Annotated in this window: 15 protein-coding genes; 6 read left to right on the top strand and 9 right to left on the bottom strand. The window is 42.4% G+C overall.

All coding sequences use genetic code 11. The annotated features are described in order from the left end of the window. Positions 1-87: 87 nt before the first annotated feature. Together FPL27_RS17520 and recQ are read left to right on the top strand one after the other, a co-directional pair. Positions 88-2,274 (top strand): glycine-rich domain-containing protein, encoded by a 2,187-nt coding sequence (locus tag FPL27_RS17520; protein ID WP_143962525.1) that lies wholly within the window; start codon positions 88-90, stop codon positions 2,272-2,274. Between the two features lie 82 nt (positions 2,275-2,356). Beyond that, positions 2,357-4,486: a DNA helicase RecQ gene (gene recQ, locus FPL27_RS17515; protein ID WP_143962524.1), complete on the top strand. Its 2,130-nt coding sequence runs from the start codon at positions 2,357-2,359 to the stop codon at positions 4,484-4,486. On the opposite strand, the gene FPL27_RS17510 is transcribed toward recQ, so the two are convergent. From FPL27_RS17510 to FPL27_RS17500, 3 genes are all read right to left on the bottom strand, one after another. Further along, positions 4,483-5,397 carry a glutaminase gene (locus FPL27_RS17510; protein WP_143962523.1) on the bottom strand — a complete coding sequence of 305 codons (915 nt, stop codon included), beginning with the start codon at positions 5,395-5,397 and terminating at the stop codon, positions 4,483-4,485. The two genes, recQ and FPL27_RS17510, sit on opposite strands and share 4 nt — an antisense overlap. A 276-nt stretch (positions 5,398-5,673) precedes the next feature. Further along, the gene (locus FPL27_RS17505; RefSeq protein WP_143962522.1) at positions 5,674-6,531 is read right to left on the bottom strand and encodes a pirin family protein; all 858 of its coding nucleotides are present in this window, start codon (positions 6,529-6,531) and stop codon (positions 5,674-5,676) included. A gap of 55 nt (positions 6,532-6,586) precedes the next feature. Further along, positions 6,587-7,582, bottom strand: a complete 996-nt coding sequence (locus tag FPL27_RS17500) for an acyl-ACP desaturase (RefSeq protein WP_143962521.1) — start codon at positions 7,580-7,582, stop codon at positions 6,587-6,589. A 319-nt stretch (positions 7,583-7,901) separates the two neighbouring features. On the opposite strand from FPL27_RS17500, the gene FPL27_RS17495 reads away from it, so the two are divergent. Together FPL27_RS17495 and FPL27_RS17490 are read left to right on the top strand one after the other, a co-directional pair. Further along, positions 7,902-9,158: a dipeptidase gene (locus FPL27_RS17495; protein WP_143962520.1), complete on the top strand. Its 1,257-nt coding sequence runs from the start codon at positions 7,902-7,904 to the stop codon at positions 9,156-9,158. Positions 9,159-9,251: 93 nt separating this feature from the next. Beyond that, entirely contained in the window at positions 9,252-9,470 is a 219-nt protein-coding gene (locus FPL27_RS17490; RefSeq protein WP_143962519.1) for a hypothetical protein, read from the top strand. 3 nt (positions 9,471-9,473) lie between these two features. Here the strand turns inward: FPL27_RS17490 and FPL27_RS17485 are convergent, their stop codons facing one another. The 4 genes from FPL27_RS17485 to FPL27_RS17470 all read right to left on the bottom strand — a co-directional run bounded on the left by FPL27_RS17485 (position 9,474) and on the right by FPL27_RS17470 (position 13,792). Further along, positions 9,474-11,051: a M1 family metallopeptidase gene (locus tag FPL27_RS17485; RefSeq protein WP_143962518.1), complete on the bottom strand. Its 1,578-nt coding sequence runs from the start codon at positions 11,049-11,051 to the stop codon at positions 9,474-9,476. 43 nt (positions 11,052-11,094) lie between these two features. Beyond that, positions 11,095-11,907: a glycerophosphodiester phosphodiesterase family protein gene (locus FPL27_RS17480; protein ID WP_143962517.1), complete on the bottom strand. Its 813-nt coding sequence runs from the start codon at positions 11,905-11,907 to the stop codon at positions 11,095-11,097. Positions 11,908-11,916: 9 nt separating this feature from the next. Further along, entirely contained in the window at positions 11,917-12,357 is a 441-nt protein-coding gene (locus FPL27_RS17475) for a UPF0158 family protein (RefSeq protein WP_143962516.1), read from the bottom strand. Positions 12,358-12,445: 88 nt separating this feature from the next. Then, the gene (locus FPL27_RS17470) at positions 12,446-13,792 is read right to left on the bottom strand and encodes a DUF2254 domain-containing protein (RefSeq protein WP_143962515.1); all 1,347 of its coding nucleotides are present in this window, start codon (positions 13,790-13,792) and stop codon (positions 12,446-12,448) included. Positions 13,793-13,890: 98 nt separating this feature from the next. Between FPL27_RS17470 and FPL27_RS17465 the strand changes: the two genes are divergently transcribed. Continuing rightward, positions 13,891-16,389 (top strand): cation-translocating P-type ATPase, encoded by a 2,499-nt coding sequence (locus FPL27_RS17465; protein WP_143962514.1) that lies wholly within the window; start codon positions 13,891-13,893, stop codon positions 16,387-16,389. A gap of 74 nt (positions 16,390-16,463) precedes the next feature. Continuing rightward, entirely contained in the window at positions 16,464-18,116 is a 1,653-nt protein-coding gene (locus FPL27_RS17460; RefSeq protein WP_143962513.1) for a Na/Pi cotransporter family protein, read from the top strand. Here the strand turns inward: FPL27_RS17460 and FPL27_RS17455 are convergent, their stop codons facing one another. Together FPL27_RS17455 and FPL27_RS17450 are read right to left on the bottom strand one after the other, a co-directional pair. Next, positions 18,117-19,772, bottom strand: a complete 1,656-nt coding sequence (locus FPL27_RS17455) for a cation:proton antiporter (protein WP_143962512.1) — start codon at positions 19,770-19,772, stop codon at positions 18,117-18,119. Next, positions 19,769-20,587, bottom strand: a complete 819-nt coding sequence (locus FPL27_RS17450) for a universal stress protein (RefSeq protein WP_143962511.1) — start codon at positions 20,585-20,587, stop codon at positions 19,769-19,771. The genes FPL27_RS17455 and FPL27_RS17450 overlap by 4 nt, the downstream gene beginning before the upstream one ends. Positions 20,588-20,695 lie beyond the last annotated feature (108 nt).

Here is a 20,695-nt window from a genome sequence, read left to right as displayed (position 1 = left end):
TTGGTCTAAATTCTTGTTGTAAGAATTTGGCTTTTCTGCGAGTACATATTTATTACTTTCCGATTTTTAGGAGTAAATGCTTGCAATATGAAAATCTTTTTTCAGACAATTTTCTTTTACTTGATACTTACCGCTGGGTTTGCGCAAGGACAGTGTTTTAGGGAATACCCTATTTCAGGGAATTTTTCCTTCAATGTCCCGTTTGGAGTTGAATCAGTTACAGTCGAAGTTTGGGGCGGTGGAGGTAAAGGAGCTGACATGAATATTAATGGCGGTGGCGGTGGCGGTGGCGGCGGTGCTTACTCTAGACAAACCTATCAAGTAACCCCAGGGCAAACTCTCTCTGTTTTTGTAGGGGAAGGAAGTGAAAGTTCTAATCCAGGAGGAGCTTCTTGGGTTTCGTTATCGACAGATGTAAATAACCCTTTTGTTCTTGCAAGAGGTGGGAATTCAGCAGCCTTAAATTCTCCTGAAGGAGCCAATGGTGGAGAAGCTTCCGAAGGAATAGGAGACGTTAGGTTTAGCGGTGGGAAAGGGGGTGGGTTAACCACTGTAACATGTCCTCCGAGAAATAATACGTGCCCTGTTTCAGGAGGCGGTGGCTCATCGGGTGGTATTTTCCAAGATGGGGTTGCTGGGCAAGGGGCAACCGGAGGAGAAGTAGAAGGTGGTGGCAAAGGTGGCGATGGGAGTAGTCAAGGTCAAGGAGGTTCAGATGGGATTAGAGGTGGAGGAGGTAGCGGAAGTAGAAGAGTTACAGATAATCCAGCTCAAAATTATATGCATGGAGGTAAAGGTGGTAATGGCTATGTAAAAATATCATACTCTTGTCCTGATGCAGATCCCAATTGGCCCGATTGTGCCACATTAATTGATGATGGAGCATTAACTGGAGAAGCAATAATTGAATTTTTAACTGGAGTTTGTGAATGGATTCCTCCTGTTGGACTTACTGAGTTTGAAGTAATGGTAGTTGGTGGCGGCGGCGGTGGCGGTAGAGGTGAAATGGCCGGCGGTGGTGGCGGTGGTGGACATATAGAATTGACTTTTACAAATGTTAATAATGGTCAGGGTTTTGGTTCTGATGTACGGATCCCTATCGTAGTGGGTGAGGGAGGGGCTGGTTCAAGCGATTTAAATAATAGAGGTGGTGACGGTAGTCAATCAAGTTTTGATTTGAATGGATCTTTTGCAGTTATTTCAGGAGGTGGAGGAGGTGGAGGTTCCACAAATGATTCCAATGGAAGTGCAGGAACTGGAAATGGTGCATCAGGTGGTGGAGCGAGTGGGAATGGTGATTTTGGCAATGGTGATAGGAATAATGGAGGGGTAGGTATAATTAATGGTCTAGATGGGTCAGGTGGAGGTGGTGGGGGAGCCGGCTCTGCAGGTATAAGTGGTGCATTGGATGCTGAATTTGTATCGGGAGGAAATGGTGGGGCCGGCGTAGAGTCTGACTTTTCAGGAATACGAAATATATATTCTGCTGGAGGTGGTGCTACGGCAACATTAGGGGATTTGTATTTAAGTTCTCAAGGTGTGGGTGGTAGTGAGGTTGGTGGTGTTGCGAGGAATGTTGGAGAAGGTGGTACAGGCCAAACTCCAGGCTCAGCTGGTGGAGCAGGTAGTCTTCAAGGTGGGGACGGTCGATCTGGTATTGTCATTGTCAAGTTTCAATTGATTAGTATTACACCAATAGAATGGGTAAGCATATCTGCCCAGCTTAAACCTTCATTTAGAGAGGTTTTTCTCACCTGGTCCACCGCCAAAGAATGGGAAAACAGCCATTTTGAAATAGAAAGGTCCATCAATGGGACTGCTAACTTTGAAGTTGTGGGACAGGTTATAGGCAACGGATGGGCTGAGTCAATTAGCGAGTACGAGTATGTCGATGACAAACTACCTCTCAAAGGCGGAAATTTTTTCTATAGGCTCAAGCAGGTGGATTTTAACGGTACCTTTGAATATAGCGAAATAGTAGCTGTTAGGGTGCCCCAAGGGGTGTTTACAGAGGGTGTTTGGAGAGCTTATCCCAACCCTGTGCATGGATCGGAATTTCAGTTAGAGCTTCTGGATGCAATGCAATATAACGGCCAAACAATAGTGTGCAGGATTTTTTCATCCACCACCAGCTCAGCACAGTTGTCCTTTAGGGGCCTTGACGAACTTAGGCACGGGGCAGCGGAGCTGTTAGGTGTAGCAACACCTGGTCTGTGGATTTTGGAAGTGCATTGGGGAGATAAAGTGGAGCGGATTAAAATTGTGAAAAAGTGATTAACCTTACTTTTCGAATTAGCGTACTCGCAGTCATTTGATTTTTGTAGTTTTGTAAACTCAAGTACCTGTTTGTTCCCATATGAATTCTCCCATTGAAGTATTAAAAGGTTTTTTCGGCTATAATCAATTCCGAGGTAATCAAGAGGCCATCATCAAGGCAGTATTGAATAAAAAGGACACAATCGTCCTCATGCCAACAGGTGGAGGTAAGTCGGTTTGCTATCAGGTGCCAGCCATGGTTCTTGATGGATTTACCTTGGTGATCAGCCCCCTTATTGCTCTAATGAAAGACCAGGTGGATGCTTTGAATGCCAACGGTATTCCTGCGGCATTTTTGAATAGTACCCAAAGCCAAAGTGAACAGCGGTACATTCTCCAAGAAGTGGAGCAGGGTAAGATCAAACTAGTCTATGTTGCACCAGAAAGACTTTTTTCCCAATCGGCACCCTTATCTGACTTTTTACAAAGTAGCAAACTATCTCTTGTGGCAGTGGATGAGTCTCATTGTGTATCTCAATGGGGGCATGATTTCCGTCCGGAATACCTTAAAATTGGTCAGCTGAGAAAACTACTCCCAAATATTCCTTTTATTGCACTCACAGCTACAGCCGACAAACTGACCCGAAAAGATATAGCTCTAAACTTGGGATTGAAAGATCCACAATGGTTTATTTCTTCCTTTGATAGGTCCAATATTACCTATAGAGTAGAGCAAAAGCGGAATTCATTTGAGAAGTTATTAGAGTTTCTCGAGGAGCAACAAGGGAATAGTGGGGTCATTTATTGTCTTTCCAGAAGGAATGTGGAAGAAACGGCAGAGAAATTACAGTCGGTTGGAGTTTCTGCCATGCCCTATCATGCCGGGCTGCCTAGAGAAGTACGTGAACGGAATCAGGAACAGTTTATTAAAGATGAAACCAAGGTCATGGTGGCCACGATAGCCTTTGGGATGGGTATTGACAAAAGCAACGTAAGGTTTGTGGTACATATGAATCTTCCTCAAAATATAGAAGGTTATTATCAGGAAACCGGTAGGGCAGGTAGGGATGGTTTACCTAGTGAGGCATTGCTCTTTTTTAGTGTGGGGGATTCCATCACGTTAGAGCGGATGTTGGAAAAAGCCGATAATCCTGATTATGTAGCCATCATGAAAGGTAAGCTTGCCAAGATGAGAACTTTTGGGATGAGCCGAACTTGCCGGAGAAAATACCTGATGAATTACTTTGGTGAGGAGTTTCCGGACAGCTGTGGAAATTGCGATATCTGTTTTAGCCAAGGAAGTGCTCGCGATATGACGGTTCCTTCTCAAATGCTGCTTTCAGCCATTGTCCGTTTGCAGGAATCATATGGTCTTGGCTATACCATATTGATTCTGAAAGGATCCAAGTCAGCCAAAATTAAAGAAGAGCATACCAAGCTATCTGTGTATGGAATAGGAAAGGACCAGCCTGAGGATTTTTGGAAAACGCTAGGGGAGAAGTTGATGAAGGAAGGGTATATTGCTGAGGCAGGGAGTCAATTTCCCACGCTCAAGCTTACTACCATGGCCTGGGATAAGCTGAAAAAGAAGGAAAAAATTTTCGTGGCAATGGATGCACCCCAGAAAAAGACATCTAAGGAAGTGTCTTACAACAAAGAGTTGTTTGAAGCTTTAAAAGATTTGAGATTTCAGATTGCCAAAAAAGAGGATATTCCACCATACATTGTTTTCTCCGATGCTACCTTGGTGGAGATGGCTACCTATCGTCCAAACACAAAAGAAGGATTAATGGATATGGCCGGGGTTGGTGCAACAAAGGCTGACCGATATGGGGAAGAATTTTTGGGGATGATAATCAGGTATATCAAATCCCATAACCTTGAAGTCAAGAAGAAGCTTACTGCAAGCAGAGCCACTGTGAAACTGAAAGCTTCAACTGGGGTTTCTGATACGGGTTGGTTGACCTATAAATACCTTCAGGACGGTCTAAATACTTACCAAATTGCCAGCAAACGAAACATGAAAGTCAACACGATTGAAAGCCACTTGGTCAAGTTGGTAAAGAACGGGAAAGTGGAGGCTGAAAAATTTGTGTCTAAAGATGATATAACCACCATCCGTGTTTTTTATAGAAGACTTGAGGACAAGCGCCTCAAGCCAATCAAAGAGCATTTTGGGGACAGGTTTAGCTATTGTCAAATCAAGCTTGCCCTAGCCCACGAATCTTAAAAGAGGGAAAACTTCAATTTAGTAGTTAGGGATTCCAATGCCTTCATGGCTTTTAGGCTGTTTCCCTTTTCGTTAAGTTGAGGGCTGAATGCTGCCACACTAAATTTGTTTGGCATCACGGCAGCAACTCCTCCTCCGACACCACTTTTGCCAGGCAGACCAACTCTGAAGGCAAACTCACCAGATTCATCATAGAACCCGCATGTAAGCATTAAGGAATTTACCCTTTGGGTGTGCCTTTTGGTGAGAATATTTCTCTCCGCAAAAATACAATGACCATTGTTAGCTAAAAAGTTAAATGATCTGGCTAGATCGATGCAGTTCATTTCTAAGGAGCAGTGATAAGTGTATACATCCAACACCTTGTCTATACCGTTGTTAAAGTTTTTGTTGGCTCTTAAAAAATGGGCCAGAGCCATATTCCTGTCGGAGTGGTCAAGTTCCGAAGTATGTACTAATGGATTTACTTTTACCGATTTGTGTCCAGTAATTTCATTTATAAACTTAATGATGTCCTTTTCTGGATCTTTATATTTAGAAACCAAAGCATCTGTTATCACTAAAGCGCCAGCGTTTATAAAAGGGTTTCTTGGAATTCCTTTTTCATATTCCAGCTGTGCTACTGAGTTAAAAGGGTTGCCACTTGGTTCGACATTTACTCTGTGCCAGAGTTTGCTTTTGAATACGTGGAAAACCATAGCAAGGGTGTGTACTTTGGAAATACTTTGAATAGAAAACTCTTTTCTATAGTCTCCTGCTCCATACACATTCCCTTCCAAATCCACTACCGCAAGTCCAAATAAATCTGGGTCTATATCAGCTAATTGAGGAATATAATCGGCTACTTTTCCTTTGAGTTTCAACTGTGATACTTCGTGGTAAACTTCATCCACTAATTCTTGATAGTCCATGAAATGTCAGCTAAATGGTTTGCTTTTTATTTAAAATCTAATAGAATAAATAGGTAAATGTCTGTAATTAAAGTCAATTAAAATTTTATCGTTGTAAAATTGCATTTTATTCATAATAAAAAGTTAAAAAATACCCCCAATTGGGTATTTCAAAAAAGTTGAAACACTTCTATCTTTACATAGGGTGATTAAGCAACTTTTTCCGCTTTTATTATTTTTGAGAAACTTTAAGGAGGTATTTTTTAATAACTTTTTCTACCTCCTTCTTTCTATTTCTTATTCAACCCATTGACCAAATTTGCCTTGCTGGTAATCCTGGTAGGCCTCCATGATTTCCTGTTGCGAATTCATCACAAATGGCCCTTGGGCCACAATGGGCTCATCAAATGGCTTAGCATGGCCTAATATAACTACTGCATCTTCGTTGGCAGTGATATTAAGTTTACCTTCTTCCCTCGCAAATTCGACTAAATTTCTAAACCTCACCTCGGTTCCATTTATATTAACCGTGCCCCTGACCACATAGAAAAAGATGTTTTCATCCGCAGGTATTTCTTTTTCAAATTGCCCCCCATCTTTCATATGGATCGTACTGATCGAAATGGGATTCAAGGTGTCAAAAGCCCCTTTATGTCCATCCCAATCCCCTGCTAGCATTTGGATAGTTACTTTTTCATCATTTGGATAAGTAAAAGAATGGATCTTATCTTTCTGAAGTCCTATATAATTGGGTGAGGCCATTTTGTGTTTGGCAGGTAAGTTTACCCAAAGTTGCAAAATTTCTAGCGGGCCACCTTCTTTTTTGAATCGCTCACTGCTGACTTCTGCATGGATAAGGCCTTTGCCTGCCGTCATCCACTGTACACCTCCAGCTTCGATCACAGATTCGTAACCTGAAGAGTCTTTGTGCGAAATGTCCCCGTCTAAAATAAAAGTAACCGTTTCCATCCCCCGGTGAGGGTGTGGCCCAAAGGGCAACCCATTATTTCCTTTGGGATAGTTTTGATGACCATGATGGTTCAAAAAAAGGAATGGGTCTAAATGTTGCAACGATTGAGTGGGCATGGGACTGTAGGTAATCAAGTCCGCAATCGGGCGAAATTCAGCCGGATGAATTTGTTTTATTTTTCTCATGGGTTGTGAAATATGCATAAAAAAAGCTTGAAGGTTATTCAAGCTTTTCAGTGTTTTATTTTAGCCAAGCCAGGCTGATTTCGTCTGGGGTCTTCATTCTATCCGCTAGTCTCATGTATCTTGCAGAAAGGCCTGCCAAATAGTCTTGGGCTTTTGCTGCTACATCATTGAGGCCTGTTACATTTTCCACGTCCCAAAGCTTCACCAAATGCTCTATAATTCTGGCATAATCCCAGCCGGTATACACCCCGATTTTCTGGGTGATGGCCGAAAACTGACTGAAAAGGGTTGGATTACTTCCACCTTCACCCATTAGAACTGCGGGCATCACAATTTGTTTTTTCATCATTTTCTCAAATGCTACCATGGCACCATTTGGATCAATTTCAAAAATCCTGCTCATGAAAGATTTGTAAGCTTTCTCATGTCGGGCTTCATCACCTGCAATTGTTTTACAAATTCGTGAAAGCACATCATCCCCTGCTTTGGTTGCCAATTTTCCAGTATTTGTGTGGGAAACTTTTGTCGCTCTTTCTTGGAAGGAGGTATAAATAATAGCTTGATAAGGATCCTTCTCAGATCTTGGATCAAAACCATTGTATATAAGTCTATGGATGGTTTGCTCTACAGCTCTCATATCAGCTCGGCCAGAGAGGTAAAGGTATTTATTCAACAAGTCTCCATGCCTATTTTCCTCAGCAGTCCAGGCTTTTGACCATCTTACCCAGCCCCTTTCGCTCAAAAGACTACCCTCTGGGTTGATGCCTTCCAAAAGGTTAAAATAAGTTTGGTAACTTGGAAGAGCTTCTTCGGTGATCATATTCCCAATAAGGGAAGTGATTATGGTGTCAGGAATGCCGGCTGTTCTTTCCCGTAGGGCTTTCACCTGATCGAGCGCATCTGGCTCTGACATGTTGGGAAGGAAGTCAGTAGGTTGCCAGCAGTCATCTGGATCAACCAATACATTGTCGACAGTTTCGCCGACTAGGTCATCAAGTTGACTGATGACCTCCATGTTTTTCTCTAATTCGTGATTTGTAATAGCTTTCATGGTACTTTATAATTCCTATTCGAAAAGAAAATTTCCAGTCTTTCCAATGTCGAATTACACTAGCAGAACGGGATGATTCGGTTTATTTGGGTATAATTTACCCGTATAAACAGCAAGTTAAGGATAATCCTATAAAGCTCAATACGTAAAACCCGTTAATTGTTTTCAGTTTCGTGGAATTATTCCGGTTTTTGAAACCGAAAGAGAGGGGTTTCATCCATTCTATAACCAAGGAGAACCGTCTGTAGATAATCATTTCCTGTTATGGAAAGATTGTATTAAATTCCTTTTTAGATAATATCTGACTTAACCTAATACTATGAAAGCATTGAAAAAACTGGGAATGTTTCTGGCTATTCCCATGATGTTTGCCTGTCAGCAATCAGAACTTCGGCAGGATACCGATTACCAATCTATGAGCGACCAGGAAAGACTCGAAGCAGCCAAAACGATGGCTCAAGAGTTTATCATGGTGGATGGGCATGTGGACCTTCCCTACAGGATGAAAGTAGGCGGGTTTACCCTACAACGTGAGATTTTGGATGTTTCGGAGAGAACAGAAGGAGGCAATTTTGACTTCCCTCGAGCAAAAGAAGGGGGACTGGATGCTCCCTTCATGTCGATTTATATCCCTGCCAGTTATCAAGAAAAAGGTGGCGCGAAAGCCTTTGCAGATTCCCTCATATTGATGACCGAAAGGATTGCCGAAACATGGCCTGACAAATATGCCATGGCCTATAGTCCCAGTGACATTGCTGCTAATTTCAAAAAAGGCTTAGTATCCCTACCCATGGGGATGGAAAATGGGGCACCGATAGAGGATAAAATTGAAAATGTGGCATATTTCCACGAAAGAGGTATCAGGTATGTTACCTTGACCCATGGCAAGGATAACTTGATCGGGGACTCTTCCTATGATGATAGCAAAACTCACGGCGGATTAAGTGATTTTGGTAAGGAAGTGGTTAAGGAAATGAACCGTGTCGGGATCATGGTGGATATTTCCCACGTTTCGGATGAGACATTTTATGATGTAATGGAATTGACCAAGGTGCCGGTGATAGCATCCCATTCGTCAGCTAGGAAATTTACTCCGGGTTTTGAAAGAAATATGGATGATGATATGATCAAAAAACTGGCTGAAAATGATGGTGTAATCATGATCAACTTTGGAGGAAGTTTCATTGATGGGAATTACCAGGAGAAAACCGGAGAAGTGAGAGAGCATATTGTCAATTGGCTGGCTGAAAATGAATTGAGCCGCAATGATCCAGAGGCTCAAAAATACATATCTGAATATTCTGCCAAGCACAATCCATTTCCCGATGTGCAAAAAGTGGCCGACCACTTCGATCATGTAGTTTCCTTGGTGGGTATCAATCATGTAGGCTTGGGTTCTGACTTTGATGGAGTGGGGGATTCTTTACCCACAGGGCTCAAAGATGTCTCCATGTATCCCAATCTTTTCGCAGAATTGTTAAAAAGAGGTTACAGCAAAGAAGACATTGAGAAAATCTGCAGCACCAACGTATTCAGGGTATGGAGAGCCGTGGAGGACTTTGCCTCTAAAAGCTAAAATTTTCTGAAAAAAATCCTTTGCCCAAATACTCCCTCTTGGTATAATTTATGTATTTTACTACTATCAATTTTTCAGTAAATTACAGTTGCCATGAGGGAGTATTTCCTTTTACATCCGGACTACTTTGTAGCCATTATCATTTGCTTGGTAATAGTGCTGCGAATTGTCATGTTGATAGTGAAAGGAGGCTACGGAGATGATGATGATAAGGGGGACGATGGGGATGAAGGAGAAGACGGCGATCCAGTGCTGGATCTGCCGCCAGGCATTGATTTGCCCATAGAGGAAGATGAGTTGATTAGAGGTTGACCATTACTTTTCCAACAAATACCAACCCCTTGGATCCACTTCTGGGGCTTGGTTGCTGCGGATAGTAACCGGTTTCTTAGATAAATCTACGGTCTTTATGCCCTCATCCGTTTTTATTTCCACAGGCATGGTGAAATCGATGTTCTCCAAACTCAGTTGGTAGGTACCCCTTCCTTTTCGCTTTAAGTTTACCTTCGGTATGTCCGTTGTAAAAAGGTACAGGTCAAAAAAGCCCCTCAGACTTTTTTCCGTATAAGTTTCCATAAATTCAATTACCTCATCAGTTGATGTTCGGTTTTGATAAATAAACCGTTCATCGTTGACCAGACCTTTGAGCATGGGGAAAAATAATTCATCCCCAACCATGAATCGCAAGCTGTGCAGGATATATGCCCCTTTGGTATATATTTCAGGATGGTAGGCTTCTTCAGCGGTCAGGTTGGTGCCTTTTACAATCGGTTGACTGTTGGTGATGTCTTTTCTTACCGAGCGGACTTTTTGCTGGTAGGCATCATCACCGCCATGTTTTTGAAAAAACAGCCAATCCCCATAAGCCGTAAAACCCTCATGGATCCAAAAGTCTGCCCAATCTTTCACGCTTACCTTGTTGCCCCACCATTCATGGCCAAGTTCATGATGAAGCAGCCAGTCGTACTGCACATCCCCCATGGGTACGAATTGAAAGTTATTGCCATATCCATTGATCGTTTGGTGCTCCATACCCAAGTAGGGTGTTTCAACTACCGCAATCTTATCATCGGGAAAGGGAAATTCGCCAAAAAAGCTTTCATGGGTTCGTGTGCTGTTTTCCAATACCTTAAGCAGCATTGGAGCTTGGGCTTTGTTTTCCTCCAGCACGTAAACTTCCATTTGGATTGGATTTCCGTCAATGGATGCATATTCTTTGCTCTCCTTGTGAAATTTCCCTAAGGTGAAATTGATATTGTAATTGTTAATGGGGTAGGTGCTTGTCCAGCGGTACGTAATCTTCCTGTCTTTTTCTTCTTCTTGTGCCAAGCGACCGTTGGAAGCGATAAAGTAAGGAGAGGGAGCGGTTAAGTATAAGTCAATCCCTTCCCGCGGTTCGCTGGAAGGGTGGTTTTTCGCCGGCATAAAAATTTTCGCACCTTCATTCTGGCTGGAAAGGCCCATCCAGTGGTTGTCATTTTCATCTTTGGTCCAAGTAAATCCACCTACCCACGGGGGATTGGGAGCTTGCGGTGTTTTACCTCCATAAAAAACGGTTACTTCTTCTGCGCAACCGTTGGGGATATAGATATCGAGAACGTCCTCCGCATGGGCAAATTCTGCCTCATCCTCGTACACCAAGACTTTTGTCACTTGATATTGATTGATCAAGTCAAGACGAAGTGTATCAAGTTTACCTGGGCAACTGAATTTGATAGTGTTACTACCTTTTATTTCCTGGGATTCTGGAAAAAATTCCAATTTCAAGGTGTAGTGCTCTACCTCATATTTTGCCTGAAGGGGATCAACCGGCCCACCCCAGGTCCAGGAGTCTTGGGCTTGTAAACAATTAACCCAAAGGAAAAGAATTAAGCAGCAAAGTAGCCTTTTCATAAAATGTCTTTTGTGAAAAGATACGGAATTCCTGCCACAACTGCTATTCTGAAATTGCCTCTTGGAGTAAGAGTGGGTAGTCGCTGACCAAAATGCTGGGTTTTCGCTGTTTAAAAAACTCACGATAAACATCAAGTCCCTCTTTATTGGCAGCAAGGTCAAACTCTCCCATAGTATCAGTCACTACCGGGATGTTGGCCTTCCTCACTTTTTCATAAAGCTCGAGATCTGCATTTTTATTTACGTAGCCAATAAGGTAATTACTTCCTTTTGAAAGGTCTTTGTAATACTGGATGTCCTCCTCAGACGTAATCAGTACGGATACGAAGTATGGATGTTCATAATCAAAGGCTTCGCGGGCCCTCTCTCTAGAAAATGTCAAAATCATTACCTGATCCAACATCTTGGCAGTCTTTACCTCATTCATGATAGTGTGCACCGGTGCTTCTTTTGCATCAAGCATCAGAAACGCTTCATTATCTTTCGCCCATGACAAGGTCTCCTTTAAACTTGCAATTGGCTCCTCTGTGATCAAAAGCTTGCCCTTTCGGATTTCTTCAGCGGTTTTTTCGGCGATTTTTCCACTGAGGTCGGTGGTCCGGTCTAAGGTTTTGTCATGTAAAAGGAAGAGTTCCCCATCCTTGGTTTCCATGATATCAATCTCATGCATTTTTATTCCCGCCTTTTGGGAGAAATTCATGCTGAAAATGCTATTTTCCATCTTCTCCGGGTCAGTTACACCACGGTGACTACAGACGATGGGCTCAGGAAGCAAAAGCATTTCGCGGAGTGATTGCCCATTAGCATTTAGAGAATGAAGAATGAAAAGCAGGAAAATGGAGAACTTAATCCGCATAAGGGTTTTTTAATTTTCCATTATGTTGTGGCTGTCTAGTTGTTCCTGCACCCAGTCCAAATATTTGGAAAGTAAGTATTCGTTCCACTTGGCCTTGTATTGCTGAGAACTTTCAACCACTACACGGAAACTCGAAGTAGCTTTTGGTTTTGCCAAAGCATTGAAGAGGTCTTCCTGCATGGATCGCTCCTTGACTTGCCGGTCGGCAAATTCCTCCATGATCAGACTTTCATGGTAGGGTTCCATTTTGACAAACTCCACGTAATTATCTGGATTGTCTTCGATTTCGTCCAAAATATCTTCCTCTTCAGGGGTAAGGTCATAACTGAAATGGTCCTCATCATCTGGCAAGGAATAGATTTTCTTGGTTTTGATTTCGTAGAAACAAATCAAGCCTTTGATAAGATATCCGGCGATTTTTTGTTTCTCTGGGTTGGTAAGGGAAAGCATTGCTTTTATAGAATGGATTATTTTTTGGAAAATTAATCAGTAGAAAACTAAATTCAAACTAACTGCTTATATTTAAACATAAGCAATTTCAATTGTCCTCGGTAAGGTCATGAGGAGGCTGTCCAAGTACTCGGTTATACCTTCCCCGAAGGTCCTTCAGGTCTTCGGCTTCTGTAAAGCTTCCTTCTCCGGCCCGCATTGTCATGTGAGCATGCTTTAAAATGATCGTTTCTCGATCTTTTGTTTTAATAAATTGATTCACTATACTCAAGCCCTCCATCAGTCGGATAAGTACTGCAGGATTATCTTTTCCGTATTGTCTCACTTGATTAAAGGCCGCATCGACTATCCCCGCAAAATTTAGGCATTTTACCACCAATCTCAAATGGTTACCCTCGTCAAATCGGTATGGTGACGGGAATTTTTTGTCTGCCAGTTCACTGATGTTGGAAACCAACTTATCCAAGGCAGTAATTGCGGTAAATGGATCATTGATTCCAGGGGACAAAGCCCGTGCGATGACTTCCACAAGTTGGTGAATTGCAAATTGGGAGTCTTGAGTGGGAGTCCGAGCATGGCTTATTACAAATGATTTACGTACAACTTCAGCGTCTTCCTCCTCTAATACCCCAGAGGAGTGCACCTGCACAAGTTCACTTCCTTTCACTATCAAGTCTCCAGGCCGAAAATGGATTACTAATATTAAGTCCTTTTTCGTGGCGAATTTAATCAGGTCATTCCCATTTATAAGTTGTAGGTAGCCGCTTTCTTGGGCGAAAACATAGTTTTTGTAGGGGATTTTACGGATGTATTCATCCAGAAAGTTGTCTGCTTGCTCTTTATTTTCCTTTCCGATTTTGGTTGGAAATATATTCTCAATGCTTTTGTTCAACTTGTCACTTACATCTGAAATGATATTATCTGCTTGAATAATTACGGCTATATGGTGGATATAGATTATTAGCAGAAATATGTTGGCTAATGCAATGATCAAAGTGACCATAATAGAGATATTGGGAATAAACTCATCGGTGGACCCATCCCCTTCTCTCACCACTCTCAGAATAAGAAGGCAGAACATGAATGTAGCAATATAGGTCCCAAGTACTGTCTGATTCAACCTGTCATTCATGAAATTCCTCAACATCCTCGACCCATATTCAGAAGAGGCGAGTGTTAAGGCTACCAAAGTAATAGAAAATACAATACTGGTTACATTAAGCATAGCCCCCGCAATGGTGGTTAGGATTGCCCGAGCAGAGTCAACATCCTCTGTGATCAGATAATCAAACAGTCCAATGGGCTCCATGCTATAACTACTGTCCACATGGATCAGGAAAAATGCCAAGGCAATCGCCGAACTCACAATTATTACTGGTATAAACCAAAAGCTGGTCTTGATCATTTCCCAGATAAAAATCAGGTTGGTTTTCATGGATAAAATATTAAGTCTATTTAAACTAAATTTAAAAAGCGTAGGAGTTGTTCAGACTCATTTTTTATGCAAAAAATAAGCGGTAAATTATTCAGGAAATGAAAAAGAACCATCGTTTTACCGGATTGAATGCTTCGGAGGTTTTGACCAGTCGAGAAAAACATGGTGCCAACTTGATGCCAAAAGAAACCAGTTGGCGTGGGTTGGCGATTCTCAAGGAAGTGATATTGGAACCCATTTTCCTAATCCTATTGGCAGCTGCATCCATTTATTTTTTTCTTGGGGAATATCAGGAAGGGGTTATCATGCTTATTGCCATAGGTTTGGTTTCAGGTATCTCACTTTTTCAGGAAAGGAAAAGCCAGAACGCTATAGACGCCCTCAAAAAAATCAGCAGCCCTCAGGCAAAAGTTTTTCGTGACGGGGAACTGAGCACCATTCCCAGTGAGCAACTGGTGGTAAATGACCTCATGTTGGTGGAGGACGGAGATCTGATACCCGCAGATGCTGTGGTGGTAGAACCCCATGATTTCACAGTTAATGAAAGTATATTGACAGGGGAGTCCTTCCCGGTTTTAAAATCTGCCAACCATAAAGAGCAAATGGTTTATCAGGGAACCTTGGTTTTAGGTGGTAGTTGTGTGACTAGGGTTTCATCAGTCGGGAAAAACACCACCTTGAATAAACTAGGCATAAGTCTGAGGGAAATCGAAGTTAGTAAGACACCTTTGCAGCTTCAGATTTCAAGGTTTGTAACAGGAATGGCCGCAATTGGAGCAGTCGCTTTTTTTATAGTTTGGGGTGTGAATTACTATCTGTCCAAAAACATCTGGGACAGCCTTTTGCAAGGGTTGACACTTGCCATGTCGGTACTGCCGGAGGAGATTCCCGTTGCCTTCAGTACATTCATGGCTTTGGGAGCCTACCGTCTCTACAAAAAGCAGATCATCACTCGAAGCCCCTATACCGTCGAAACTCTTGGAGCGGCTACCGTCATTTGTGTGGATAAAACTGGCACCTTGACTGAAAACAAAATGGAGCTGGCAGCCATCTATGAACACTCCGTCCAGAGGCACTATGATTATTCGGACAGCCCTGGCGAACCTAATGAGGTGTTGGAATATAGTCTTTGGGCCTCAGAGGTGCTGCCTTTTGATTCTATGGAAAAAGCCATTCATGAAACCTACGGCAAAGTGACACAAGTGGATATGAGAAGTACCCATAGGATGGTGCATGAATACCCACTTGGAGGCACACCTCCCATCATGACCCATGTGTTCCGAAATGGAAGGAATGATGATATCATAGCTGTCAAAGGCAGCGCAGAGGGAGTTCTTAGGCAATGCAATTTGACATTTTCTGAAAAGGAAAGCGTCATGAAAAAAGTAGATAATTACACTCAAAAAGGGTACAGAGTATTGGGAGTGGGCAAAGTCTCGGAATGGGCTGGTGCTTATCCGGAGACCCAGTTCGAGTTTGAATTTGAGTTTCTGGGTTTGGTCTGCTTTTATGATCCCCCGAAGAGCAATATTTCTGAGGTTATTTCCAAATTTTATCAAGCTGGGATAGAGGTCAAAATGATTACCGGGGATTATTCAAAAACCGCTCAAGCTATTTCCCAACAGATAGGGATGAAAAACCATGAATCGACCCTGCAGGGTTCTGAGGTAATGCAAATGCATCCTCTTGAACTTCGCAAAACAGTTCGGCATACCAAACTTTTCTCCAGGATGTTCCCCCAGGCCAAAATGAAAGTCATCGAAGCCTTAAAAGCTAACGGTGAGATTGTGGCCATGACCGGAGACGGGGTCAATGACGGCCCTGCTTTAAAAGCAGCTCACATCGGAATTGCAATGGGATTGAGAGGGACGGAGATTGCCAAGAAAGCAGCAGCTTTGGTTTTGATGGATGATGATTTGGATCATATGGTAGATGCGGTGGCTCTTGGCCGGCGGATATATGAAAATCTCAAAAAAGCCATACAATACATTATTTCTATTCACATCCCTATTATCCTAATAGTAACCCTGCCTTTGGTTTTATTCTGGGAGTATACCGCCATTTTCTCACCTATTCACGTAATATTTTTGGAACTGGTAATGGGGCCTACTTGCTCTATAGTTTTTGAAAATGAACCCATAGAACCCGGTTCCATGGATCGACCGCCCAGACAAATGACCAATACATTCTTTTCCCTCAGGGAATTGTCAATTAGTATCGTGCAAGGTTTAATCATCACAGGAGGGTGTTTGGGAATTGGCTATTATTACATGGAAGCTGGAGCGAGTGAAAATCTTGTTCGAACGGTGATTTTTTCCACCTTAATCTTCAGTAACGTTTTTTTGACTTTGACAAATAGGTCATTTTACTATTCCATTCTAAAAACCATGTCTTATCCTAATAGACTAATGCCCCTGATTCTCACAGCCTCTCTTTTAGTATTAGGAGCAGCATTGTTTTTCGAACCTATGAGAGATGTATTTGACTTTGCTCCGATTAACTCCACAATTCTAATACAAGCCTTTGTTGTTGGATTTTTCTCAGTGATTTGGGTAGAGGGGTTCAAGCTTTGGAGGAGGGTTTATAAAATACGCTAAGACCATTCCTAAAGAAAATACTCCTCTATTCCGGTAGGCTTTACTTATATTTGCTTACTAGCTGTACGAAATTAATGGAAGAACCAAATTTTGATTTTTGGCGGTTTTTAGCCGGTATAGGGGTGTTTCTTTTTGGTATGAGCCAGTTGGAAACAGCCCTGAAGGAACTGGCCGGGAAATCATTCCGTAAAATGTTGCAAAGCCTAACCGACCAGCCCTGGAAAGGAGTGTTGGTTGGAGGTTTGATTACTGCCGTTTTGCAGAGCAGCTCTCTGGTGACTTTGATGGTATTGGCTTTTTTAGGAGCAAGAGTAATCAATCTTCGCAGTTCATTGGGTGTAATTCTTGGTGCAAATTTGGGGACTACCATCACTGCCTGGATAGTGGCCACATTGGGATTTAAGCTTAGCGTAGCCGATTTTTCCTTGCCATTTCTTGGTTTAGGAAGCCTTTCAGTGATATTTCTGCAACAACGTCCCGTATTGAAAAACATCGGCTATTGTTGTATAGGGTTCGGACTGCTATTTTTGGGATTGGACTTTATGAAAGTGGCCATCGAAGAAGTGGCCACCCAAATAGATTTTAAGCAATATCAGCAATATGGACTTTGGATGTTTTTGGGGATTGGGATTGTCGTTACAGCCCTGATCCAATCGAGTTCGGCCATGATGGTAATCATCCTTTCAGGTGTCCATGCAGATGTCGTTACCCTTACTCAAGCTGCTGCCATGGTCGTAGGGGCCAATATCGGCACGACTATTACCGTGGCTATCGGTGCCATGGGTGGGGCGGCAGACAAAAAACGCCTGGCTTTGGCCCACCTTCTTTTCAACCTTGTAACAGGTATCTTGATTTATGCCTTCATAGAAAACCTGGTAAACTTGACTTTGAGGCTATTCCCAGTGCAGGATCCATTGATTGATTTGGTGATCTTTAGCACTTTAATCAAGGTGCTTGGGGTACTTTTGTTTTTGCCATTTTTGGGAATCTTGGAGAAATGGCTCAAGCAGCGTTTTTCAAAATCTGAACCTAGAGGGCAAACCCTTTACATTAAAAACGTATCTACCAAAGTGCCAGAAGTGGCCGTGTCGGCTGTGGAAAAGGAGGTGGCCGCTACTTTTGAAAAAACTGTTAATTTCATCATAGGTACTTTTCAGGCTGGGAAAAATCTTCGTAAAATGCCTACGTGGAGAAGGATAGTGGGGGAGGTAAAGGATCCAATTGAAAATTATAATCAACTCAAGGAGATTGAGGATGAACTTACTGCTTACCATGTTTCCCTTCAGGAGGAAGTGCTGAGCGAAGAGGAGGCAGAATCACTGACCAATTTGATGCTGGGGATGCGATCTATGATTTTTGCTGCCAAAGATATCAAGGACATTCAGCATAATCTTCGGCAAATGGAAAACTCGGAAGATGCACTAACTTCTGAGATTTTGAAAAAACTTAGAAATCAGCTTAAAAAGAGTTTGATAGACCTCGAGGCAAGCTTGGCTAAAGATTCCTTGACTTACAACAGCCTAAATACTTGGCGCTACGGGAACGAACTTTTCCTTAAAGAAATCAATACCTTCCTTCATGTCGAACTCCGCAAGAACAGGCAAGAATTATTTCCGGTTTCCACTTTAGCAAATGTCATAAGGCAGGCTTCCACTTCCCTGGAAAACCTTGGTCAGGCTGTAGAGTTATGGAAATTTCGCTCAAAACAGGAAGTTTTAGAGACTTGATTAGGCTTTGACTTCCTCCATTAGGGCATGGTAGAAGGTGTTGGCTGCCAACTGATGAGGGAGCAAGACCACATCCGGCTTTTCGGCTTGCAGAATGCCCACGTCTTTTTCGTGCATGGCAGTCACATATACTTTGCCCTGATATTTATGTCTTCTTAAGGCATGGATGAGATTTATTGAAAGTTCTGTATTGGGAACGGTGCTGATGACGCATTTGGCAGCGCCCAGGGGTAGTGAATCCATCAGGTCCGGATCTTCAATGTCCCCATAGATCACATGGTCCCCTTTTTTTCGCCATTCCTTGACCACCTGGGGGTCAAAATCGATTGCCAGGTACTTGATGTCCTGGTACTGATCCAATAGTTCGGCTACTTTTGACCCAAATCTACCTAATCCAAAAATGATCAAATCGTAGCGGGCATGGATTTCTTCTTCAAACTCTGCCTCCCTGTATGGATGCTTTCTTTCAAAAATGCTCAAAGCAGGGGCGATAAAGTCATATATTGGATGGCTATAAATGATCAAATAAGTGGAAAGTCCAATTGTGATCAAGCCTACCAAGGTGATCAATCCTACCACGTCCTCTGTAATGTGGCCCACTGATAAGCCCAATCCGGCAAATATCAGGGAGAATTCACTGATTTGAGCCACGGTAAGCCCTGCCAGGAAGCCGGTTCTTTTCCTATATCCCATAGCCCCCATGATTACCAAAACGATAATGGGGTTTCCCACCAACACGAATACAGAAAATATCATCGATGAAGGTATCTGATTTCCGATAATTCCCAGGTCGAGGTTTGCTCCCAGGTTTACAAAAAAGAAAAGGAGCAGGAAATCCCGTAAGCTGATAAGTCGACTGCTGATCACATCCTTAAATTGGGAGGAAGCCAAGCTTACCCCGGCCAAGAAAGCACCTACTTCCCCGCTGAAGCCCATTACATCGCCGAGGGCGGCCATGGCTAGCGCCCATGCGATAGCAAACAAGGTTAAAAGCTCTTGAGACTTTGCTAGAAACATACTCAACCGAGGGATGACGAATTTCATCGCGATAAATGTCAATAAGCCCAAAACAGCGCCAGCGAATAAGGTCTGGCCCATGTCATCCCAGAAAGATTCACCTTCGCTTTGACCCATCGCCGAAAGCACAATCATCACTAAAATCACTACAATGTCCTGTACGATCAAAAAGCCTATGGCTATCTGGCCGTGGAGGGAGTCGATTTCTTTTTTGTCCGATAGTAGTTTTACAATGATAATAGTACTGGAAAATGTCAGTGCTACGGCAATATAAAAGCTGTGCAGGTACGTGAAGTCCAATGCCAACCCAATGAAAAATCCGATAAGGGAAGTGAATAAAACTTGTCCCAAGCCGGTTAGTAAAGCAATTTTACCTATAGAATTGATAATGCGGAGATCAAGCTTTAGTCCTACAATAAACAGCAGGATGACAATCCCAATTTCTGCGAGTAGGTGGATATTGTCTTCCGATTTTACGACATTAAGAAATGCAGGCCCTACTAAAATACCTAAGGCAATGAACATCACAATCAAGGGTTGCTTGAGCAACTGACCAAGCCCACCCATCACAGCGGCCAAAAATAAAATAATGGCAAACTCGTAGAAGGGGTTTTCTGCTAAAGATGAAAGCCAGATCATTTGGGGAGAATCAATAGTGGCATGGAACCGTCGTGAATTAAATCATTAAGCATGAATTTGCGAAAAAGCTGATCGTTTAAGGTTCTACTGCCTTTTTGGGCTACTAAATAGGAATTAGGAAGGGTTTGGATATGAGTTTTAATTTCGGAAAATGCATCTGTGCCCTGATAAATTTTGTAGGTGGCCCCCCATTCCGAAAATTTATTCTCAAGAATAAGTAAGTATGCATAGCTGCTATCCTTGTCATCATGCTGAGTGATCACAGTTAGAAATTCTAATTTGACTTTGAAGTTTCGGAAGGTTTCAAGTAAATGAAGCAAACTTTCTTCATTTATGGGAAATCTATAGCTTACGGCTACTACAAACTTAGAAGGTTCAAATGAGGTAAGCGTTGACGGTATTGCCATGATGGGTTTGTTAGTCTCATCTATTATTTTTGTTGCAGTGCTTCCTATCAGTAGTTTTTTTAAAAAACCTGATCCCTTGAGACCAAGCATTACTATATCATCATGCCCCATCACCGATCTTTCATTTATGATCTGGGGTAGGTGTTTTTCAGTCACCAATATGGATACGTCCTCCTCAGGTAATCCTGCTACTTTCATAAGATCCAGCAATTTTGAGGTTGCAGTTTCTTTTTCATGGCTGATGAGCACCTCTCTACTTTCCAAGTCGGAAAGTGATGGCACTAAACTTGGGATCTGATGGACTAAAGTGATCTTGGCGTCAAGTTGCTCGGCAAGCAAACCTGCGAGCTTTACCAATGGCTCGGAGAATTTGGAAAAATCTATAAGGAGAATTAGGCGCTTCTTCATGATAAATTAGTTTGAATATTTATCCATTGAAGTTACCAATTTTAGGCATTTTGATCAATAATAAATTTTCTTTTTATTAATTTTAAAGTGTAGAATTACGGTTCAAAA

Source organism: Litoribacter populi (genome assembly GCF_007483685.1).
Taxonomy (GTDB): domain Bacteria; phylum Bacteroidota; class Bacteroidia; order Cytophagales; family Cyclobacteriaceae; genus Litoribacter; species Litoribacter populi.
Note: the sequence above shows the minus strand (reverse complement) of the source record. Positions and strands in the feature narration are given on the sequence as shown.